Genomic DNA, 19,522 nt, shown 5'->3' with positions numbered 1-19,522 from the left:
CGCCCGCCGCGGAGCGGCTTGTCCGCAGCGGGCCGAGTCCGGGCGTCGCGACGCCGCCCCCTCCTGTCGGGCCCTCCAACGCTCCCGCACCGAGGACGAGGACGTGACGCGATGACTGCCCACCACGACGGCGATCTGCTCTCCCGGGCCCGCACCTGGCTGGCCGAGGACCCGGACCCGGAGACCCGTGAGGAGCTCTCCGCGCTCCTCGCCGCCGCCGAGGGCGACCCCAACTCGGTGAGCGAGAAGGCCTGGGCCGAGCTGGCCGACCGCTTCTCCGGCACGCTCCAGTTCGGCACGGCCGGCCTGCGCGGCGAGATGGGCGCAGGCCCCATGCGGATGAACCGCGCCGTGGTGATCCGCGCCGCGGCCGGCCTCGCCGCCTACCTCAAGCGCGGCGCCACCGCCGGGCTCGTCGTCGTCGGCTACGACGCCCGCCACAACTCCGAGGCGTTCGCCCGCGACACCGCCGCCGTGATGGTCGCCCAGGGCCTCAAGGCCGCGCTCCTGCCCGGCCCGCTGCCGACGCCCGTGCTCGCCTTCGCCGTCCGCCACTTCGGCGCGGCCGCCGGCGTCGCCGTCACCGCCAGCCACAACCCGCCGCGCGACAACGGCTACAAGGTCTACCTGGGCGGCGACTTCGGCGGCTCGCAGATCGTCCCGCCGCACGACGCCGGCATCGCCGCCGAGATCGACGCCGTCGGCACGCTCGACGAGGTGCCGCTTGCTGTCGAGGGGTGGGAGATGCTGAGCGAGGCCGACGTCCTGGAGCCCTACCTGACCCGCGTCGCCTCCGTCGTCGACGCGCACGCGCCGCGCGACCTCGACGTCGTCTACACGCCCATGCACGGCGTCGGCCGCGGCACCTTCCTCGCCGCGTTCGAGCGGGCCGGCTTCCCCGCGCCGACGGTCGTCGCCGCACAGGGCGACCCGGACCCGGCCTTCCCGACGGTCTCCTTCCCCAACCCGGAGGAGCCCGGCGCGATGGACCTCGCCTTCGCCACGGCCGCCGAGCGCCAACCCGACATCATCATCGCCAACGACCCGGACGCCGACCGCCTCGCCGTCGCGATCCCCTCCGGCGACCCGGGCGATGCCTCCGGCTGGCGCATGCTGCGTGGCGACGAGGTCGGCGCGCTGCTGGCCGCGCACCTGGTCGCGAAGCACGCCAAGGGCACCTTCGCCACGACGATCGTCTCCTCCTCGCTGCTCGGCCGGATCGCAGAGTCCGCGGGCCTCGGCTACGAGGAGACGCTGACCGGCTTCAAGTGGCTCTCCCGCGTCGACGGCCTGCGCTACGGCTACGAGGAGGCGCTCGGCTACTGCGTCGACCCCGACGCGGTCCGCGACAAGGACGGCGTCAGCGCCGCCCTGCTGATGGCCGAGCTCGCCGCGACACTCAAGTCCCAGGGCCGCAGCCTGCAGGACCTGCTGGACGACCTGGCCGCCACCCACGGCCTGCACGCCACCGACCAGCTCTCCGTCCGCGTCGCCGACCTGCGTGTGATCGCCGACGCGATGGCCCGCCTGCGCGAGCACCCGCCCGTGCGGCTGGCCGGCCTGCACGTGGACTCCGCGGAGGACCTGGAGGCGGGCTCCGCCGCGCTGCCGCCGACGGACGGCCTGCGGTACCACCTGTCCGGCGAGGGCGTCTCCGGCGCGCGCGTGGTGGTCCGCCCCTCCGGGACGGAGCCGAAGCTCAAGTGCTACCTGGAGGTCGTCGTCCCCGTCGGCGGCGTCGCCGAGCTGGGCGCGGCCCGGGAGCGGGCCACGGCCCTGCTGACATCTCTCAAGACGGATCTGGCCACCGCGGCGGGCATCTGATCTGACATGCTGGCCGGGTGTCGACAACCGGTGCCGAACGTCTGATCCTCATCCCCGGCATGCGCAACCTGCGCGATGCCGGGGGTTTCCCCACCGAGCACGGCGGCCGCGTCGCCGAGGCCCTGCTGTATCGCGGCGGCTCCCTCCACGAGCTCACCCCGGAGGGCGCCGCACGGCTGGCCGAGCTCGGGCTGCGCACGGTCATCGACCTGCGTTCCGCGCCTGAGCTGGAGGTCTGGCCGGACCGCCCGTTCGGCGAGCAGGTCCGCTTCCTGCACCTGCCGACCTTCCCCGTGCGCGAGAGCGCGGCCGAGCACGCCGAGGACGCCGCCGCGGACGCGGCCGCGCAGCGGTCCGAGGAGCGGTCCGAGGAGCCGTCCCAGGAACGTGCGGCGGCCCGCGACGAGCGGGACGCGGAGGCGGGCGAGGAGACCCTCGACGCCCTCTACGCCTTCATGTCCGCCACGGCCGGTCCGGCCATCGCCGCGACAGTCAGCGCGCTGGCCCAGCCCGACGCGTTGCCGGCGCTGGTCCACTGCGCGGTCGGCAAGGACCGCACCGGCGTCACGGTGGCCACCCTGCTGTCCGCGTTCGGCGTCTCGGACGCCGACATCGTCGCGGACTACCACCTCTCCAACACCGGCCTCGGCCTGGACCGCGGGCCGGTCTTCTACGTCGACGAGCACGGCACGGAGCGGCGGTCCCGCCCGGTCCACGAGGGCCTGATCCTCGCCTTCCTCGCTTCCCTCCGCGCGACCCACGGCGACGCCACGCAGTACCTGCTGGCCCACGGCGTCACGAAGTCGGAACTGAAAACCCTCCGGGCCGCTTTCCTCTGACCCTGAGCGTTCGCTCCCACAGGCAGTGGCACGACCTCAGGGGCGCGGGGCTCTGCCGATTTGCGGCTCCGCCGCGTGGGCGCGACCAGCCACTGATGAGCCGATGGTCCGCAACGCACAGGTCCATCCGCACACAGTGGTTTCTCGCGCCCACGCGCGGCGGAGCCGCTCAGGCAGAGCCGCGCGCCCCTGAGGTGGTGCGGCTGAAGGTGGTGCGACTCAGCCCACGGCGAGAGTGATGATCCCCGCCAGCGCGCCGGCGACGATCGGGGCGATGAGCCACCAGGTCCAGGTGACCTTGACCTCGGGGGTGCCCGCGTCCGCCGGCAGCTGCTGGCGGTACTTCTCGACCCGCTCGTTCAGCTCCGCCACGGCCTTGTCGGCCATGGCCTGCGTCGGCCCGCTGTCGTCCTGCGTGCTGCCGCCGCCGAAGCTGCCGAACATGCTCGGGCGCGGCGTGTTGGAGATCGTGCCGCGGTCGCCCGCGGCGATCATCGAACGGCGGTTGGCCTTCTTCCGCTGGCGCAGCGACACCGGCAGCGCCCAGATCACGAACTTGTGCCCACCGGCCCGCAGCTCCACCGAGAGCGCCGAGACCAGCGACTCCACGCCGTCCCAGCGGGTCTCGACGGTGCGGAACGGGTTGCGCACCAGCAGCCGGTTCTCGCCCGCACGGACCTGCGGCCACAGCGTGAACGCGACGATCAGCGGCACACCCAGGACCAGGACCGACGCGGCCAGCACGGGCGCGCTGCCCGAGCCGGTGACCATCGCGTCGATGGAGAGCCAGAGCAGCAGGGCCAGCAGGAAGACACCGCTGACGACGGCGCTGACCGAGCGGTAGATCTTGTCGTGATAGGTGGGAGCCGTGTTCGCACGGGCCGGGGTGTCGCTCATGGTTTCCGATTCTGCCCCAGTTCACGCCGATCACCACTGGGGCGCGGGTCTCGGTATGGCATCGGACCCGTCAATCGCACGATGTCACACGGACGCCCCCCTGACGAAACGCTACGCGTGTAGATATGCTGCATTGGTGAGCATGTCCTCCTCCTCCACTGCCAGCGGGCACCTCGCCGCGAGCGGGCTCGCAGACGTCGCCTCCTCCGAGGCGTCCCTGCGACGCTTTCTGCACGGGCTGCCCGGCATCGACGCCGTCGGCCTGCAGGCGCGGGCCTCCGGCCTCGGCACGCGGTCGATCAAGACCACCGCCAAGGCCTATGCCATCGATCTGGCCATCTCCATGATCGATCTCACCACGCTGGAGGGTGCGGACACCCCCGGCAAGGTGCGCTCGCTCTGCCAGAAGGCCAAGAACCCCGACCCCGGAAACCCGGACGTCCCGCACACCGCGGCCGTCTGCGTCTACCCGGACATGGTCCCCTTCGCCAAGGAGGCCCTCGGCGGAGCGCCGATCAACGTCGCCGCCGTGGCCACCGCCTTCCCCTCCGGCCGGGCGGGGCTGCCGGTCAAGCTGGCCGACACCGCCGAGGCCGTCGCCGCCGGGGCCGACGAGATCGACATGGTCATCGACCGGGGAGCCTTCCTCTCCGGCCGGTACCTGGAGATCTTCGAGCTGATCGCCGAGATCAAGAAGGCATGCGAGCGCCCCGACGGCACCGCCGCCCACCTCAAGGTGATCTTCGAGACCGGCGAGCTCGTCACCTACGACAACATCCGCCGCGCCTCCTGGCTGGCGATGCTGGCCGGGGCCGACTTCATCAAGACCTCCACCGGCAAGGTCACCGTCAACGCGACGCCGGCCAACACCCTGGTGCTGATGGAGGCCGTCCGCGACTTCCGGAACGCCACCGGCGTGCAGGTGGGAGTGAAGCCCGCCGGGGGTATCCGTACCACCAAGGACGCCATGAAGTACCTGGTCATGGTGAACGAGATCCTCGGTGACGACTGGCTCTCCCCGGACTGGTTCCGGTTCGGTGCCTCCAGCCTGCTCAACGACCTGCTGATGCAGCGGCAGAAGCTGGCCTCCGGCCGCTACTCCGGTCCCGACTACGTGACGGTGGACTGATCACCATGGCACTGTTCGACTACGCCCCCGCACCCGAGTCGCGCGCCGCCGCCGGCGACATCGCCTCGACGTACGGGCACTTCATCGACGGCGAGTTCGTCGAGTCCACCGGCTCCGAGGCCCTGAAGACCGTCGACCCCTCCACCGAGGAGGTCCTCGCCGAGTTCGCCCAGGGCACCGAGGCCGACGTGGACCGCGCCGTCGCGGCCGCCCGCAAGGCGTTCACCTCCTGGTCCGCCCTGCCCGGCGCCGAGCGCGGCAAGTACCTCTTCCGCATCGCCCGGATCATCCAGGAGCGCTCGCGCGAGCTGGCGGTGCTGGAGTCGATCGACAACGGTAAGCCGATCAAGGAGACCCGCGACGTCGACCTGCCGCTGGTCGCCGCGCACTTCTTCTACTACGCCGGCTGGGCCGACAAGCTGGAGTTCGCCGGCTACGGGTCCAACCCGCGCCCGGTGGGCGTGGCCGCCCAGGTCATCCCGTGGAACTTCCCGCTGCTGATGCTGGCCTGGAAGATCGCCCCGGCGCTGGCCACCGGCAACACCGTCGTCCTCAAGCCCGCCGAGACGACTCCCCTCACCGCTCTCCGCTTCGCGGAGATCTGCCGCCAGGCCGGTCTGCCCAAGGGCGTCGTCAACATCGTCACCGGTGACGGGCGCACCGGCGCCGCGCTGACCGCGCACCCGGAGATCGACAAGGTCGCCTTCACCGGATCGACCGAGGTCGGCCGCGCCATCGCCCGCACTCTCGCCGGGACGACCAAGCGCCTCTCGCTGGAGCTGGGCGGCAAGGCCGCGAACATCGTCTTCGACGACGCGCCGGTCGACCAGGCCGTCGAGGGCATCGTCGACGGCATCTTCTTCAACCAGGGCCACGTCTGCTGCGCGGGTTCCCGCCTGCTGGTCCAGGAGTCGGTCCACGACGAGGTCATGGACGCTCTCAAGCGCCGCATGTCGACGCTGCGCGTGGGCGATCCGCTGGACAAGAACACCGACATCGGCGCCATCAACTCCGCCGCGCAGCTCGCGCGGATCCAGGAGCTGACCGCCGCCGGTGAGGCCGAGGGCGCCGAGCGCTGGTCCCCCGCGTGCGAGCTGCCGTCCGCCGGCTACTGGTTCGCGCCGACGGTCTTCAGCAACGTCTCCGCCACCCACCGGATCGCCCGCGAGGAGATCTTCGGCCCGGTGCTGTCCGTGCTGACCTTCCGCACCCCGGAGGAGGCCGTCGCCAAGGCCAACAACACCCCCTACGGGCTGTCGGCCGGCATCTGGACCGAGAAGGGCTCGCGCATCCTGTGGATGGCGAGCAAGCTCCGCGCCGGCGTGGTGTGGTCCAACACCTTCAACAAGTTCGACCCGACCTCGCCCTTCGGCGGCTACAAGGAGTCGGGCTACGGCCGCGAGGGCGGTCGCCACGGTCTGGAGGCCTACCTCGATGTCTGAGCCCACCAGTGCTCTCCGCCTTGACGTCTACAAGACCTACAAGCTCTTCGTCGGCGGCAAGTTCCCGCGCTCCGAGAGCGGACGGGTGTACGAGGTGACCGACCGCAAGTCCGGCGAGTGGCTCGCCAACGCCCCCCAGGGCACCCGCAAGGACACCCGCGACGCGGTCTCCGCCGCGCGCAAGGCCTTCGGCGGCTGGTCCGGCGCGACCGCGTACAACCGCGGCCAGATCCTCTACCGTGCGGCCGAGATGCTCCAGGGCCGCCGCGAGCAGTACATCGCCGAGGTCGCGGTCTCCGAGGGCCTGACGGCCAAGAAGGCGGCGCCGCTCGTCGACGCCGCCGTCGACCGCCTGGTCTGGTACGCGGGCTGGACGGACAAGGTCGCCCAGATCGCGGGCAACGCCAACCCGGTCGCCGGCCCGTACTTCAACCTCTCCACCCCGGAGCCCACCGGCGTGGTCGGCGTGGTCGCACCGCAGAGCGGCAACGGCTTCTCGCTGCTCGGCCTCGTCTCGGTGCTGGCTCCCGTCATCGCGACCGGCAACACCGCCGTCGTGGCCCTGGCCCCGGGCGCCCCGCTCCCGGGCCTCTCGCTGGGCGAGGTGCTGGCCACCTCGGACCTGCCGGGCGGCGTGGTCAACCTGATCTCGGGCCGCACCGAGGACATCGCCCCGACCCTGGCCTCCCACGCGGACGTCAACGCGCTGGACCTCGCGGGCGTCGTCGCGGAGGAGGGCCCGGCCTCGGCCAAGTCCCTGGAGGTCGCGGCCGCGGACACGCTCAAGCGCGTGCTGCGCCCGGAGTCGGCGTCCTACGACTGGACGACCGCGCCGGGCACGGACCGCCTGCTGACGTTCCTGGAGACCAAGACGGTCTGGCACCCGATGGGGATGTGAGTCCCCTCTCAAAGACGCGGGCACGTGCTCTCTCGCCGTGAGCACGTGCCCGTTCTTTACTTTCTGATGTCACACTGGTGTCCCGTGGCTACCTCTTCCGTGAACCCTTCGCCGGCCCGCGTGATCCTTCTCTGCGGCCCCTCCGGTTCCGGCAAGTCCACCCTCGCCGAGCGCGCCGGTCTCCCGGTCCTCCAGCTCGACGACTTCTACAAGAACGGCGACGACCCCACGCTCCCGCGCCTGCCCGACGGCAGCGTCGACTGGGACCACCCGCGGTCCTGGCACTTCGACCAGGCCGTCGCGGCGATCCGTTCGCTGTGCGACACCGGCGCGGCCGAGGTCCCGATCTACTCCATCCCGGCCAACGGCGCGGTCGGTTCACGCCCCCTGGCCGTCGACACCCCGGTTTTCATCGCCGAGGGCATCTTCGCGGCCGAGATCGTCCGCGCCTGCGAGGCCGAGGGTCTGCTCGCCGATGCGATCTGCCTGCGCAACCACGCCTTCACCACGGCCTACCGCCGCTTCCTGCGCGACGTGCGCGAGGCCCGCAAGTCCGTCCCGTACCTGCTCCGCCGCGGCTACCGCCTGATGCGCGCCGAGCGCGCGGTGGTCACCCGCCAGCGCGACCTGGGCGCCGCTCCGTGCAACGGCCGGGATGCCTTCTCGCGCATCAGTGGGCTGCACCATCAGGGGCGCGAGGCTGCACCGATCAGCGGCTCCGCCGCGGGGCGCGAACAACCGGCCGCGGTGTAGAGCACCGAACCGGCGGCACCCCGCTCACGTCAGTGGGGGCTCAAAACAGAAGGCCTGGACCCCGGCATCCCCCAACGCCGAAGTCCAGGCCCCATGCCGCTGTGGGCTACCCCCGTGCCCACAGCCTCCCCCTCAGAAAAGTCCTCTCAGGCGACCAGCTCGCCGAAGGCGTGCCCCAGGTCCCCGTCCTGCGCCGCCAGCGTCTCGTCCTCGCGGAGCCGACGCAGTGCGCGCCAGATGCCGCTCTTGACCGTGCCGACGCTGATCCCCATCACGTCGGCGATCTCCGGGTCCGTCTTGCCCTCGTAGTACCGCAGCACCAGCATGGTCCGCTGGTTCTCCGGGAGCTTGGCCAGCGCCTGCCACAGCACCGTGCGCAGCTCCGTGCCGTACATCGCGTCGGTGTCGCCGACGGTCTCCGGCATCTCCTCGGTGGGGTACTCGTTGACCTTGCGCCGGCGCCAGGCCGAGATGTGCAGGTTGGTCATGGTGCGGCGCATGTAACCGCCGACCGCCGCCTTGTCCGAGATCCGGTCCCAGGCCCGGTAGGTGCTGAAGAGCGCACTCTGCAGCAGGTCCTCGGCCGCGAAGCGGTCGCCGGTCAGGTGGTAGGCCGTGGCGTAGAGGGACGCGCGCCGCTCCTTCACGTAGGCGGTGAAGTCCTCGGCGTGGGCGTCCCACGTGGCCGTGGCCGTGGAACCGTGGCCGTCCTCCTGGCGTCCCACCGCGTGAAGGTGACGGACGGAGTACGTCTGGTGAGGCAGGGTCGCGGCGGCCTTGTCGGCGTGAGCCTCGATGACTGCGTTCATCGCGTACTCCTTCGGGTTCCGGTCGGTGCTCGGTGCTGGCTGCCGGGCTGCTGGTTCCGCCCGACATGGAAAATCCTGCCCGGGGGTTTTCATCGCCCTGTCCGCCGACTGTCACAGACGTGTCACAGAGCCCGTCACGATGTACACCGGCGCACACGAGGGTCGATCCCGCGCGGGCGGTGCGCCACAATGAACCGCGTGTCTCACCTGTTGCTCATCGAGGACGACGACGCGATCCGCACCGGTCTGGAGCTCGCGCTGACCCGCCAGGGTCACCGGGTCTCCGTGGCCGCCTCCGGCGAGGACGGCCTGCGGCTCTTCAAGGAGCAGCGCCCGGACCTGATCGTGCTCGACGTCATGCTGCCCGGTATCGACGGCTTCGAGGTCTGTCGGCGGATCCGCCGCACCGACCAGCTGCCGATCATCCTGCTCACCGCGCGCTCCGACGACATCGACGTCGTCGTCGGCCTGGAGTCCGGCGCCGACGACTACGTCGTCAAGCCGGTGCAGCCGCGCGTCCTGGACGCGCGCATCCGCGCGGTCCTGCGCCGCGGCGAGCGGGAGAGCTCCGACTCGGCGGCCTTCGGCGACGTGGTGATCGACCGCAACGCGATGATCGTGACGAAGCGCGGCACCGAGCTCCAGCTCACCCCGACCGAGCTGCGGCTGCTGCTGGAGCTGAGCCGCCGCCCCGGTCAGGCGCTCTCGCGGCAGCAGTTGCTGCGCCTGGTCTGGGAGCACGACTACCTCGGCGACTCGCGCCTGGTGGACGCCTGCGTCCAGCGCCTGCGCGCCAAGGTCGAGGACGTGCCGTCCGCGCCCACCCTGATCCGGACCGTGCGCGGCGTCGGCTACCGCCTGGACGCCCCGGCGTGACCGACCGTTCCACGACCACTGTGTCCGCCGCCGAAGGCATGCCCGCCTCCGCGCCGCAGGACGACCGCCCGGACCGTACCGACCGGCCCGCCGCCCACCCGCGGGCGCGCCGCCTGGCCGGGCGGCTGCGGCTGACCTCGCTGCGGATAAGGATGATCGCCGTCTGCTCGGTGGTCGCCCTGGCCGCCGCGGTCTCCTCCTCCGGCATCGCCTACTGGCTGAACCGTGACGCGGTGCTCAAGCGCACCCAGGACACGGCCCTCGCCGACTTCCGCAACCAGCTCGACCGAACCGTCACGGCGATGCCGCTGCAGCCCAGCTGCCAGGACCTGCAGGTGGCCGCGAACGTGGTGGCCTCCACCGGGCTCCGCTACGACGTCGCGATGACCTCGCCGACCTGCACGGTCTCGTCGCTGCACGCCCAGTACACGGCGGCGGTCGTGCCGGCGGTGCTGAAGCAGCAGGTCGAGCAGCCGTGCATGCACTGCACCACCTCGCCGGGCCAGTACCACCTGTTCTGGCAGCGGGTGAACCTGAACGGCGTGCCGTACCTGATCGGCGGCACCAAGGTGCTGCCGGACGGGCCGACGGCCTACATGTTCAAGTCCCTCGACGACGAACAGCGTGACCTGGACTCGCTGGCCTGGTCGCTGGGCATCGCGACACTGCTCGCCCTGGTCGGGGCGGCGCTGCTGGCGCAGGCCGCGGCGGCGACGGTGCTGAAGCCCGTCGCCCGGCTCGCGGAGGCGGCGCGCCGCCTGGGCGAGGGCAACCTCGACACCCGCCTGGACGTCACCGGCCAGGACGAGCTGGCGGAGCTGTCGCGGACGTTCAACCACACCGCGGCCGCCCTGGAGGCCCAGGTCGACGAGCTGAGCGCGCGCGAGCACGCCAGTCGCCGCTTCGTCGCCGACATGTCGCACGAGCTGCGCACGCCGCTGACGGCGATGACGGCGGTGACGGACATCCTGGAGGACGAGGCGGACTCCCTCGACCCGATGATCGAGCCGGCCGTCCGCCTCGTCGTCAGTGAGACCCGACGGCTGACCGAGCTGGTGGAGAACCTGATGGAGGTCACCCGCTTCGACGCGGGCACCGCCAAGGTCGTGATCGACGAGATCGACATCGCCGACCTGATCACCTCCACCATCGACGCGCGCGCCTGGCTGGACGCGGTAGAGCTGGACGCGCCGCGCGGCCTGCTCGTCCGGGTGGACCCGCGTCGCATCGACGTGGTGCTGGCCAACCTGATCGGCAACGCCCTCAAGCACGGCGGCTCCCCCGTCCGTGTCCGCGCCCGCGAGGAGTCGGACGCGGGGGGCGAGTGGCTGGTCGTCGAGGTCGCCGACGGCGGCCCCGGCATCCCCGAGGACGTCCTCCCGCATGTCTTCGACCGGTTCTTCAAGGCGGACGCCTCGCGACGCCGCTCGGAGGGCAGCGGCCTCGGCCTCTCCATCGCGATGGAGAACGTCCGCATCCACGGCGGCACCATCACAGCGGCCAACGCGGCGAACGGCGTCGGCGCCGTCTTCACGCTGCGCCTGCCGAAGACCCCGCCGACCAAGGACGGCAGCACCGAATGAGCGGCACCGCATGAGCACCACCGAACCCACCGATCCCACCGACTCGCCCGAAATCACCGACTCGCGCGACACCGGTGTCCCCACCTCGGCCGGAGTGGTCACCGACCGCCGTCCGGGCGGCACCGCGTACGGGCGGCACGCCTATCGGCGGCAGGCACTGCGCCGGGCCACGCCCGCCGCCGGGCCCGCACTGTCGAGCCGCGGCCGCGGGCGCGCGGCGACCCTGGCGGTGGCCGCCGCCGCGGTCGCGGCGGTCGCGGCGGCCACGTTGAGCGGCTGTGGCATCCGCAGCACCGCGGTGCCCGTCGACGCCGGTCTGCCGGCCTCGCGCACGGCCTGCCCGCAGACGCCGCCGACCACGTCCGCCGGGAGCGGCGGGAGCAGTGAGGGGCCGGCCATGGTCGCCAGCCCGGCGCCCGGCTACGGGATGCCCGCCGGTCCGACGGACTTCGCGTCCGAGACCTCGTGGGCGGTGTTGAGCTCGGCGTTCCCGGCGGGCCCGGACGCCGGCGGCGTGGGCGGCTCGGGCGATTCCGCGGCGGCGAGCGTCTCGGGGTCGGTCCGGGCCGGTCATGGCTCGGCATCACCACGGGCAGCGACCTCGACGCGCGGTGCCCGCGCCACCCGCCCGGCGGCGGCCGCACCCTCGGTCACCCCGGCACCGGTCACCTCCGCCGCGTCCGGCTCATCCGGCTTCAACCCGGAAAACTGCGCCGGGGCCTCGGCCACGGGCTCGCCCTGACCGGCGCGGGTGGGGTCGGCACGGGCTCGGTGGACGTGCCGACCGCGCGGGAGCGCAGCGTGACGGCGCGCACACATCTCCTCGCAACCATCCGCACCACCATGCGCGTCCCTCCTGGCGTGCAGCACGCAGAGAGCAGCGCCGACCCCCACCCGTTCGCCGTCCACGCGGGCACCCGACGGCTCGGCCTGCTGCTGCTGGGCGTCCATCTGACGGTGCTGCTCTGGGTCACCCTGCGCAGCACGCCCTCGGGCTGGCTGGCCGACAGCAACCTCACGCCCTTCGCCTCGGTCCACGCCGAGCTCGCCGCCGGGACCGGGCGCGCCTGGCTGGAGCTGCTGGGCGGCCTGCTGCCGCTCGCCCCGCTGGGAGTGCTGCTGCCGCTCGCGGGCGGGCGCCGGGACGCGCCGCTGCTCGGCTCGTTCACCCGCACGCTGCTGGCCGGGGGGCTGGCCGCGACCGGGCTGGAAGTCCTGCAGACCACGTTGTCGCTACGACTGCTCAACGTCGACGACATCCTGCTGGCCTGCATCGGGATCGCCCTGTCCCACCTGGCGGCGGTCCCCGCCGCCCGTGCCTGGCTGCGTCGCCGGGCAGTCGCCCCGGCGCCCGGCACGGCACGCGCCCCTGAGACCGACCCTGAGAGCGCCCCTGAGAACAGGGCGCTGCGGAACCCGGGTCCGGGCAGGGTCCGAATCATCGGCCGGGCTGACGGCACCGCGCTTCCTGCGCGGGAGGCTTGAGACATCAAGCCGACGGCCCGTCCCGAGAGGGGCGGCCCACAGCGACAGGAGTAAGCCATGTCCGCGACCGCCACTCTCGCCCGCCCCCGCAGCGGCCGCATGATCGGTGGTGTCTGCGCGGGTATCGCCCACCGCTTCGGGGTGAGCCCACTCACCGTCCGCGTGCTGTTCCTGCTCTCGTGCCTGCTGCCCGGCCCGCAGGTCCTCGTCTACCTCGCCCTGTGGCTGCTGCTTCCGGCCGGGTACTGAGCAGCCGACCGACTCGGTCGGTCGGCTGCTCGGCTGCTCAACGCATCAGCTGATCGACGGGGGCTTCAGCGGCAGGTTCTGGTGCAGCGCGTCGAGCGCGTGCCCGGTGGGGAGATTCCCCAGGGCAGGCAGGCTGCCCAGCGTCCCGCCCACGGCCGGGAGGCCGCCGTCACGCTGCTGCGGTGCCACGGACCGCGGCGCGACGGACTGCGGCAGAACCGACTGGGGCACGACGGACTGGGGCACCGCCTGCTGCACGGCGCGCGTCGCGATCGGCAGGGAGCCCGTCGCGCCCTGCACGGTCGGCGCGGCGTTGTTGATGACGCCCTGAGCCGTGGAGGTCACGTCGTGCAGGCCGCCGGCCGTGGAGGTCAGCGACGACGCCGAGCCGGTCAGCGAGCTGACCTGCCCAAGCCCTCCGAGCGGGTCCGCCGCGGCCGGTCCGGCGACGGCGGTGACCGCCGCGACACCGAGCACGGCCGTCCCGGCCGCCTGCAGGGTGGCCTTCTTCATGAGCAGTCTCCTCGTGTCCTGCGAGCACGGCGATCACAGCGCGTGCCCGACTGGCGGCCCAACGTATCCACGAGTTCCGACACACCCCAAATCCCGGTCCCACGATCGGAGTACCGGGATTCGGGGTGTTGACGAGGAGCCGACGCCTGCTCAGGCGAAGAGCCACTCCGCCTTGAGGGTGGCGTAGCCGGGCTTGATCACGTCGTTGATCATGGCAAGTCGCTCGTCGAAGGGGATGAAGGCGCTCTTCATCGCGTTGACGGTGAACCACTGCAGGTCGTCCAGCGTGTAGCCGAAGGCGTCCACCAGGTGCTGGAACTCCTGACTCATGCTGGTGCCGCTCATCAGCCGGTTGTCGGTGTTGACGGTGACCCGGAAGTGCAGGCGGCGCAGCAGGCCGATCGGGTGCTCCGCGTAGGAGGCGGCGGCCCCGGTCTGCAGGTTGGAGGTGGGGCACATCTCCAGCGGGATGCGCTTGTCCCGGACGTAGGCGGCGAGCCGGCCGAGCTCGACCTGCCCGTCGTCCTTGACGGTGATGTCGTCGATGATGCGCACGCCGTGCCCGAGGCGGTCGGCGCCGCAGCACTGGATCGCCTCCCAGATGGAGGGCAGGCCGAACGCCTCACCGGCGTGGATGGTGAAGTGGTTGTTCTCGCCCGCGAGGTACTCGAAGGCGTCCAGGTGCCGGGTGGGCGGGTAGCCGGCCTCGGCGCCGGCGATGTCGAAGCCCACCACGCCGTGGTCGCGGTAGCGGTTGGCCAGCTCGGCGATCTCACGCGAGCGGGCGGCGTGCCGCATGGCGGTGAGCAGGGTGCCGATCTTGATCCGGTCGCCGTTGTCCCGCGCCCGCTGCTCGCCCAGGCGGAAGCCCTCGTTGACGGCCTCGACGACCTCGTCGAGGGTCAGCCCGCCCTCAAGGTGCTGCTCGGGCGCGTACCGCACCTCGGCGTAGACGACGCCGTCCCGTGCCAGGTCCTCGGCGCAGTCGGCGGCGACGCGGATCAGCGCGTCGCGCGTCTGCATGACCGCGCAGGTGTGCGCGAAGGTCTCCAGGTAGCGCTCCAGCGAGCCGGAGTCGGCGGCGTCGCGGAACCACTGGGCGAGCCTGGCGGGGTCCCGCTCCGGCAGGGCGTCGTATCCCACGGCGTCGGCCAGCTCAATGATCGTCTCGGCGCGCAGACCGCCGTCCAGATGATCGTGCAGCAGCACCTTGGGCGCACGGCGGATCTGCTCCGCGGTGGCGGCGGGGATTGTGGGGTTGTGGGTCACCATTTCCCGATCCTAGCTCCTACGCGCGTAGATGCACCACCGACAACCCAGGGGCGCGCGTAGGAACTGCGCGAGCAACCACCCGGCGCGGATGGCCCTGCTCGTACGGCGCGTCACCGCACAGGGCGGTTCGTCGCGCAGTTCCCCGCACCCCTGGGGCGTGCAACTAACTCCTCATCTCGTAGACGATGTTGAACGGCGTCTCCGTCGCCCGACGGAACTGCCCGAAGCCGGCCTCGGCCGCGACCTCGCGGGTCCGCGCCTCACCGGCCTGCGCGCCGAGCGCCCGGCCGACCGGCTGTGCCTGCGACGCGGGGACGCAGATCACCGTCGAGGCCGCGTAGAAGGCGCGGCTCAGCGGGTTCATGTTGTCGGCGATGTCGTCCGCCGCCTGCGGCTCGACGACCATGACCGCGCCACCCTCCGTCAGCCGCGCCCGGCAGTGCGAGAGGGCGCCGACGGGGTCGCCCATGTCGTGCAGGCAGTCGAAGAAGGTGATCAGGTCGTAGGGGCCGCCGCCGAAGTCCGCGGAGCCCGCCACCTCGAAGTCGCAGTGCTTGGTGAGCCCCTCCTGCTTGGCCTGGCGGCGCGCCGCCTCGATGGAGGGCCCGTGGTAGTCGAACCCGGTGCAGCGCGCCTCGGGGAAGGCCCGCGCCATCATCAGCGTCGAGTAGCCGAAGCCGCAGCCGATGTCGGCGACGCTGCCGCCGGCGCGCAACCGCGCCACCGTGTCCGTCATGGCGGGCAGCCACATGTCCACCAGGAAGGTCGCGTAGCCCGGCCGGAAGAAGCGCGCGGTGCCGGAGAAGAGCTCCGGGTGGTGCTGGTCCCAGCCCAGCCCCTCTCCGGTGCGGAAGGCCTGCTGCAGCTTGGCGCGGGTCTCCAACGAGGCGGCGGCGCTGAAGGACTGGAAGCCGCCCAGTGCGTAGTAGGGGCTCTCCTGGTCACAGAAGGCGACGACCTGCTCGGGGGTGAGCCGGAACCGGCCGTCGGCGTCGAGGGAGACGTAGCCGCTGGCGGCCATCGCCGAGAGCCACTCGCGCACGTTGCGCTCGTTGCAGTCGGTGGCCGCGGCCACCTCCGCCGAGGTGCGGGGCGTGCCGTCCGCCATCGCGGCGAAGAGCCCGAGCCGTTCGCCGATCACCAACGAGGGCGCCAACGCCACCGCCCCCAAGTCGGTCACGACCCGGCCCATCAGGCTCATCATCGCGTCCTCGTCGAGGATCTCGTCGCGGGTGACCTCGAGGTTGACGAAGCGCGGGTCGCCGTCGCAGGCCTCCCGCATCTCGTCGGCCAACTGCCGGGTCTCCGGGAGGTCGCTGTTGCGCATCGCCTCCTCGTAGGAGGGGAACTCGACGATCTGCATGAAGTGGGAGGGCTTGTCGCGGTCCTTGCCCATCGTGGAGTGGTGGGCGGTGCGCTTCCCCTGGGTGAGCCGGAGCCACTCGTTCATGATCCGGTCGACGCGGTCCTCGTCTTTGGTTTCGTATTCAATGACCTGTACGAACGTCATGCTGACCAACCCCCTTTCAGAGGTACAGGAACAGCGTCCCGCTCGCACAGAATGGTCACAAGCCAGACAATAGGGAGTTTTCCGGCTGTTCAGCCGACTTCAGCTGTGGAGCGGCAGTCGGTCCCGCTCCGAGAGCACGTAGTCGCGGAAGGCGACCGCCGGCGGCGGGAGCGGCCGGGTGGACGACCACACCAGCGCCAGCTCGCGCCGAGCGGACGGGGAGGCGAGCGTCAGCTCGACCACGTCCGGACGCGGCACCGAGGCCGGCGGCAGCACCGCGACGCCAAGGCCGGCCGCGACCAGCCCGCGCAGCGTCTCGGCCTCCTCTCCCTCGAAGGAGATGCGGGGCGAGAAACCGGCCTCCGCGCAGAGCGCGTCGGTGATCCGGCGCAGGCCGTAGCCCGGCTCCAGGGTGACGAAGGGTTCCTCGGCCACCTCCTCCAGCCGCACCCGGCGCCGCCCGGCGAGCCGGTGGTCGGTGGACAGGACCAGGCGCAGCCGCTGCTCGCCCATCCGACGCGCGGTCAGGTCCGGGGCGTCCGGTCGGGGCGAGAGCAGGCACAGGTCCAGCTCGCCCTCCCGCAGCCGGGCCAGCATCGAGTCGGTGTAGTCCTGCACCAACTGGAACCGCACCCTCGGCAGCTGTGCCCGGAAGCCGCGCAGCAGCATCGGCACCGCCTCCGAGCCCATCGTGTGCAGGAAGCCGAAGGCCACCCGGCCGCCCGTCGGGTCCGCCTCCGCGCGGGCCGCGTCGGCGCCGCGCTCCAGCTCGGCGAGCGCCCGCTCGACCGAGGCCAGGAAGATCCGCCCGGCCCGGGTCAGCCGGACCGTGCGGCCCTCGCGAGCGAGCAGCACCACGCCGAGCTCCGCCTCCAGCCGGGCGACGGCCCGACTCAGCGTCGGCTGCGGCATGCCGAGCTCGGCCGCCGCCCGGGTCACGTGCTCCCCGCGCGCCACCGCCGCGAACTGCGCGAGCAGCGGCGAGAGCCGGGCCGCTGGTGACGTGGACGACAGCTCCGCCTGCTCGACGGGAAGGTTCACCTGGTCCGAACTGGAGTCATACGCCACAGCATGGATCATCCCTCATCCATGTATTGGACGCATCAGTTGCACAGTCCTAACGTCTGCAGCATGCCAGCGGAGCCTGCCACAGCCAGCCGTCCCCTCCTCACCGCCGTCGACACGCCGACGTCCACGTCCGGCACCACCGACCCGCGCCACCTGCCGGGCTCCCCCGGCCTGCGACGCACCCAACTCGCGCTGTTCGGCGCGGGCCTGGCGACCTTCCTGCTGCTCTACTCCACCCAGGCACTGCTGCCGAACCTCTCCGCGAACCTGCACCTGACGCCGGGCCAGGCCAGCTGGACCGTCTCCGCCGCCTCGATCGGGCTGGCCGTCGCGGTGATCCCGATCAGTGCCCTGTCCGAGCGCTTCGGCCGCACCCGGATCATGACGCTCGCGGTCTTCGCCGCCGTCGCCATCGCCCTGGTCCTGCCGTTCACCGGCGACCTCGGCACGCTGACCGCGCTGCGCGCCCTCCAGGGCGTCGCCCTCGCCGGCCTGCCCGCCACCGCGATGGCCTTCCTCGCCGAGGAGGTCCACCCCTCGGCGCTGCCCTCGGCGATGGGCCTGTACGTGGCGGGCAACAGCATCGGCGGCATGAGCGGGCGGCTGCTGTCCGGTGTCGTGGCCGGAGCGTACGGCTGGCGCGCGGGCCTGGCCGCCGTCGCCCTCGCGGCGCTGCTGTGCGCGGTGGCGTTCCGGGTCCTCATCCCCCGCGCCCGGAACTTCCGGCCCGGCCCGGTCAACCCGCGCGCCCTGTGGCACACCGTCACCGGCCACGTCGCGAACCCGCTGCTGGCCCGGCTCTTCGCGCTCGGCCTGCTGTTCATGACGGTCTTCGGCGCGGTCTACACCGTCCTCGGCTACCGGCTCGTCGCCGCGCCCTTCGGTCTGCCGCAGGCGCTGGCCTCGTCCATCTTCGTGGTCTACCTGGTCGGCACGGTCGCCTCGGCGGCCAGCGCCCGCATCGGCGCCCGACTGGGCCGCCGCGGCGCCCTGTACGCGGCGATCACCACGACCTCGGCGGGCCTGCTGCTGACCCTGCCGGAGTCGCTCCCGCTCACCCTGCTGGGCCTGGTCCTCATCACCGCGGGCTTCTTCACCGGCCACTGCGTGGCCTCGGCGGCGGTCGGCCGCACGGCGACCCACGGCCGCGCCCAGGCCTCGGCGCTGTACCTGGCGGCGTACTACGTCGGCAACAGCCTCGGCGGCGCGGTGGGCGCGGACGCCTACCACGGCAGCGGCTGGACCGGGACGGTCTCGGTGGCTCTGACCGCGATGCTGCTCGCCGCGGGCGTCACCGCCTGGGGCACCGTCTCGGCGCACCGCGCGCTGGCAACGGCGCGATAGCTGCACCGCCCAGGGGTGCGGGGCCCTCTCAGCGCAGTGCGTGCCGGTCGGCCCACTCCGAGATCGCTGCCGCGATCTCGGCCGGCTTGTCCTCCGGGGCGTGGTGGCCGGCCGGGCCGAGGTGGACGGACTCCAGGGCGGCGAAGTTCTCCGCGCACCACGCCGCCGTCTCGGCACTGATCATCAGCGTCGGTGAGCCCTCGAACGTCATCAGCAGCTTCGGGACGTCCTCGCTCTTGGCCAGCCACGCGTCGTACGCCTCGATCCGCGCGACCAGCTCGGCGGGCTCGCCGCCGATCGGCATCTGGCGCGCCCACTCCAGCAGCGGTCGCCGGCTCTCGCGGGACTGGGCGTACGGCGCCAGGTAGGGCGCGAGCCGCTCCTCGGACAGCGGCGTCAGCACGCCGCCGGTGAACGCCTGCCGCACCATCGCGTTCTGATCGAGCACCATCTCCTCCCCGGCGGGGCTGCGCAGCAGCTCCGTACGGGCGCGGGCCTGCGGGGAGACGTCCTCCCAGGCAAGCGGCTTGACCATGGTCTCCAGGAAGGCGAGGCCGCGCACCCGCTCGGGATGCCGCGCGGCCCAGTCGAAGGCGAGGGCGCCACCCCAGTCGTGACCGACGAGCACGACGCCGTCGAGGCCCAGCGCGTCGAACCAGGCGTCGAGGTAGCGGGCGTGGTCGGCGAACCGGTACGCGGAGTCCGGCTTGCCGGAGCCGCCCATGCCGATCAGGTCGGGTGCGAGCAGCCGGCCGCCGCCGACGGCGGGCAGGATCTCGCGCCACAGGTGCGAGGAGCTCGGGTTGCCGTGCAGGAACACGATCGGCGTTCCACTCCCGCCCTCCAGGTAGTGCATGGTCGAGTCGAGCACAGCGATCTCAGAAGCAGTGATCTCAGTCATGGTGCGGTCCCCTCATCCGATCCACTCCGTCACATTTACAGTACATGGCTTCTATAGCCATGGCTACTATCTTCTCTGAACTGCTCCCCCCGAGTGAAAGGGCGCCCGCGCAGGCTTCGACCGGGTACCT

Annotated in this window: 19 protein-coding genes; 12 read left to right on the top strand and 7 right to left on the bottom strand. The window is 72.2% G+C overall.

Annotated elements, in window-relative coordinates:
* Positions 1-111: 111 nt before the first annotated feature.
* A complete protein-coding gene (locus BMY61_RS12965) occupies positions 112-1,824 on the top strand; it encodes a phospho-sugar mutase (RefSeq protein WP_042459247.1) in 1,713 nt (570 codons plus the stop codon).
* Positions 1,825-1,841: 17 nt separating this feature from the next.
* Complete coding sequence (locus BMY61_RS12960; protein ID WP_042459244.1) at positions 1,842-2,663, top strand: tyrosine-protein phosphatase; 822 nt, start codon at positions 1,842-1,844, stop codon at positions 2,661-2,663.
* A 219-nt stretch (positions 2,664-2,882) separates the two neighbouring features.
* On the opposite strand, the gene BMY61_RS12955 is transcribed toward BMY61_RS12960, so the two are convergent.
* Positions 2,883-3,560 (bottom strand): PH domain-containing protein, encoded by a 678-nt coding sequence (locus BMY61_RS12955; protein ID WP_042459241.1) that lies wholly within the window; start codon positions 3,558-3,560, stop codon positions 2,883-2,885.
* A gap of 142 nt (positions 3,561-3,702) precedes the next feature.
* Here BMY61_RS12955 and deoC point away from each other — a divergent pair, with 142 nt between their 5' ends.
* The 4 genes from deoC to BMY61_RS12935 all read left to right on the top strand — a co-directional run bounded on the left by deoC (position 3,703) and on the right by BMY61_RS12935 (position 7,782).
* Positions 3,703-4,689, top strand: coding sequence for a deoxyribose-phosphate aldolase (gene deoC, locus BMY61_RS12950; RefSeq protein WP_082015626.1), 987 nt, complete (start codon positions 3,703-3,705; stop codon positions 4,687-4,689).
* Positions 4,690-4,694: 5 nt separating this feature from the next.
* Complete coding sequence (locus BMY61_RS12945) at positions 4,695-6,131, top strand: aldehyde dehydrogenase family protein (RefSeq protein WP_042459235.1); 1,437 nt, start codon at positions 4,695-4,697, stop codon at positions 6,129-6,131.
* A complete protein-coding gene (locus BMY61_RS12940) occupies positions 6,124-7,029 on the top strand; it encodes an aldehyde dehydrogenase family protein (RefSeq protein WP_042459231.1) in 906 nt (301 codons plus the stop codon). Before BMY61_RS12945 ends, BMY61_RS12940 begins: the two co-directional genes overlap by 8 nt.
* 66 nt (positions 7,030-7,095) lie before the next feature.
* Positions 7,096-7,782 (top strand): uridine kinase family protein, encoded by a 687-nt coding sequence (locus tag BMY61_RS12935; protein ID WP_042459228.1) that lies wholly within the window; start codon positions 7,096-7,098, stop codon positions 7,780-7,782.
* A 146-nt stretch (positions 7,783-7,928) separates the two neighbouring features.
* Here BMY61_RS12935 and BMY61_RS12930 read toward each other — a convergent pair whose 3' ends face one another.
* The gene (locus tag BMY61_RS12930; RefSeq protein WP_082015625.1) at positions 7,929-8,591 is read right to left on the bottom strand and encodes a SigE family RNA polymerase sigma factor; all 663 of its coding nucleotides are present in this window, start codon (positions 8,589-8,591) and stop codon (positions 7,929-7,931) included.
* Positions 8,592-8,789: 198 nt separating this feature from the next.
* On the opposite strand from BMY61_RS12930, the gene BMY61_RS12925 reads away from it, so the two are divergent.
* The 5 genes from BMY61_RS12925 (at position 8,790) to BMY61_RS12905 (ending at position 12,784) form a co-directional block, all read left to right on the top strand.
* The gene (locus BMY61_RS12925; protein ID WP_143094308.1) at positions 8,790-9,467 is read left to right on the top strand and encodes a response regulator transcription factor; all 678 of its coding nucleotides are present in this window, start codon (positions 8,790-8,792) and stop codon (positions 9,465-9,467) included.
* A 38-nt stretch (positions 9,468-9,505) separates the two neighbouring features.
* On the top strand, positions 9,506-11,050 hold the full coding sequence (locus BMY61_RS12920) for an ATP-binding protein (protein WP_082015628.1): 1,545 nt from the start codon (positions 9,506-9,508) through the stop codon (positions 11,048-11,050).
* Between the two features lie 10 nt (positions 11,051-11,060).
* A complete protein-coding gene (locus BMY61_RS12915) occupies positions 11,061-11,792 on the top strand; it encodes a hypothetical protein (RefSeq protein ID WP_075003879.1) in 732 nt (243 codons plus the stop codon).
* Positions 11,793-11,911: 119 nt separating this feature from the next.
* Positions 11,912-12,535, top strand: coding sequence for a VanZ family protein (locus BMY61_RS12910; RefSeq protein ID WP_177240378.1), 624 nt, complete (start codon positions 11,912-11,914; stop codon positions 12,533-12,535).
* 57 nt (positions 12,536-12,592) lie between these two features.
* Positions 12,593-12,784, top strand: coding sequence for a PspC domain-containing protein (locus BMY61_RS12905; protein ID WP_042456490.1), 192 nt, complete (start codon positions 12,593-12,595; stop codon positions 12,782-12,784).
* 45 nt (positions 12,785-12,829) lie between these two features.
* Here BMY61_RS12905 and BMY61_RS12900 read toward each other — a convergent pair whose 3' ends face one another.
* From BMY61_RS12900 to BMY61_RS12885, 4 genes are all read right to left on the bottom strand, one after another.
* A complete protein-coding gene (locus BMY61_RS12900) occupies positions 12,830-13,297 on the bottom strand; it encodes a hypothetical protein (RefSeq protein WP_042456487.1) in 468 nt (155 codons plus the stop codon).
* A 150-nt stretch (positions 13,298-13,447) separates the two neighbouring features.
* The gene (locus BMY61_RS12895) at positions 13,448-14,569 is read right to left on the bottom strand and encodes an adenosine deaminase (RefSeq protein ID WP_042456484.1); all 1,122 of its coding nucleotides are present in this window, start codon (positions 14,567-14,569) and stop codon (positions 13,448-13,450) included.
* A 163-nt stretch (positions 14,570-14,732) separates the two neighbouring features.
* A complete protein-coding gene (locus BMY61_RS12890) occupies positions 14,733-16,079 on the bottom strand; it encodes a methyltransferase (RefSeq protein WP_236656587.1) in 1,347 nt (448 codons plus the stop codon).
* A 99-nt stretch (positions 16,080-16,178) separates the two neighbouring features.
* Complete coding sequence (locus BMY61_RS12885; protein WP_082015499.1) at positions 16,179-17,159, bottom strand: LysR family transcriptional regulator; 981 nt, start codon at positions 17,157-17,159, stop codon at positions 16,179-16,181.
* A gap of 51 nt (positions 17,160-17,210) precedes the next feature.
* Here BMY61_RS12885 and BMY61_RS12880 point away from each other — a divergent pair, with 51 nt between their 5' ends.
* The gene (locus BMY61_RS12880) at positions 17,211-18,491 is read left to right on the top strand and encodes an MFS transporter (RefSeq protein WP_042456481.1); all 1,281 of its coding nucleotides are present in this window, start codon (positions 17,211-17,213) and stop codon (positions 18,489-18,491) included.
* A gap of 28 nt (positions 18,492-18,519) precedes the next feature.
* Here BMY61_RS12880 and BMY61_RS12875 read toward each other — a convergent pair whose 3' ends face one another.
* Positions 18,520-19,392 carry a haloalkane dehalogenase gene (locus BMY61_RS12875; RefSeq protein WP_075003877.1) on the bottom strand — a complete coding sequence of 291 codons (873 nt, stop codon included), beginning with the start codon at positions 19,390-19,392 and terminating at the stop codon, positions 18,520-18,522.
* Positions 19,393-19,522 lie beyond the last annotated feature (130 nt).

It is taken from the genome of Streptacidiphilus jiangxiensis (assembly GCF_900109465.1).
GTDB classification, from domain to species: domain Bacteria; phylum Actinomycetota; class Actinomycetes; order Streptomycetales; family Streptomycetaceae; genus Streptacidiphilus; species Streptacidiphilus jiangxiensis.
The sequence above is the reverse complement of the archived record's forward strand: the minus strand, read 5'-3'. Positions and strand labels throughout refer to the sequence as shown.

What these genes read in the sequence shown, in the direction of transcription:
- BMY61_RS12965 (WP_042459247.1), top strand. Translation starts at nt 112, where the DNA reads ATGACTGCCCACCACGACGGCGATCTGCTCTCCCGGGCCCGCACCTGG.
- BMY61_RS12955 (WP_042459241.1), bottom strand. Translation starts at nt 3,560, where the DNA reads ATGAGCGACACCCCGGCCCGTGCGAACACGGCTCCCACCTATCACGAC.
- deoC (WP_082015626.1), top strand. Translation starts at nt 3,703, where the DNA reads ATGTCCTCCTCCTCCACTGCCAGCGGGCACCTCGCCGCGAGCGGGCTC.
- BMY61_RS12945 (WP_042459235.1), top strand. Translation starts at nt 4,695, where the DNA reads ATGGCACTGTTCGACTACGCCCCCGCACCCGAGTCGCGCGCCGCCGCC.
- BMY61_RS12940 (WP_042459231.1), top strand. Translation starts at nt 6,124, where the DNA reads ATGTCTGAGCCCACCAGTGCTCTCCGCCTTGACGTCTACAAGACCTAC.
- BMY61_RS12935 (WP_042459228.1), top strand. Translation starts at nt 7,096, where the DNA reads ATGTCACACTGGTGTCCCGTGGCTACCTCTTCCGTGAACCCTTCGCCG.
- BMY61_RS12930 (WP_082015625.1), bottom strand. Translation starts at nt 8,591, where the DNA reads ATGAACGCAGTCATCGAGGCTCACGCCGACAAGGCCGCCGCGACCCTG.
- BMY61_RS12920 (WP_082015628.1), top strand. Translation starts at nt 9,506, where the DNA reads ATGCCCGCCTCCGCGCCGCAGGACGACCGCCCGGACCGTACCGACCGG.
- BMY61_RS12915 (WP_075003879.1), top strand. Translation starts at nt 11,061, where the DNA reads ATGAGCACCACCGAACCCACCGATCCCACCGACTCGCCCGAAATCACC.
- BMY61_RS12905 (WP_042456490.1), top strand. Translation starts at nt 12,593, where the DNA reads ATGTCCGCGACCGCCACTCTCGCCCGCCCCCGCAGCGGCCGCATGATC.
- BMY61_RS12900 (WP_042456487.1), bottom strand. Translation starts at nt 13,297, where the DNA reads ATGAAGAAGGCCACCCTGCAGGCGGCCGGGACGGCCGTGCTCGGTGTC.
- BMY61_RS12895 (WP_042456484.1), bottom strand. Translation starts at nt 14,569, where the DNA reads ATGGTGACCCACAACCCCACAATCCCCGCCGCCACCGCGGAGCAGATC.
- BMY61_RS12890 (WP_236656587.1), bottom strand. Translation starts at nt 16,079, where the DNA reads ATGACGTTCGTACAGGTCATTGAATACGAAACCAAAGACGAGGACCGC.
- BMY61_RS12885 (WP_082015499.1), bottom strand. Translation starts at nt 17,159, where the DNA reads ATGATCCATGCTGTGGCGTATGACTCCAGTTCGGACCAGGTGAACCTT.
- BMY61_RS12880 (WP_042456481.1), top strand. Translation starts at nt 17,211, where the DNA reads ATGCCAGCGGAGCCTGCCACAGCCAGCCGTCCCCTCCTCACCGCCGTC.
- BMY61_RS12875 (WP_075003877.1), bottom strand. Translation starts at nt 19,392, where the DNA reads ATGACTGAGATCACTGCTTCTGAGATCGCTGTGCTCGACTCGACCATG.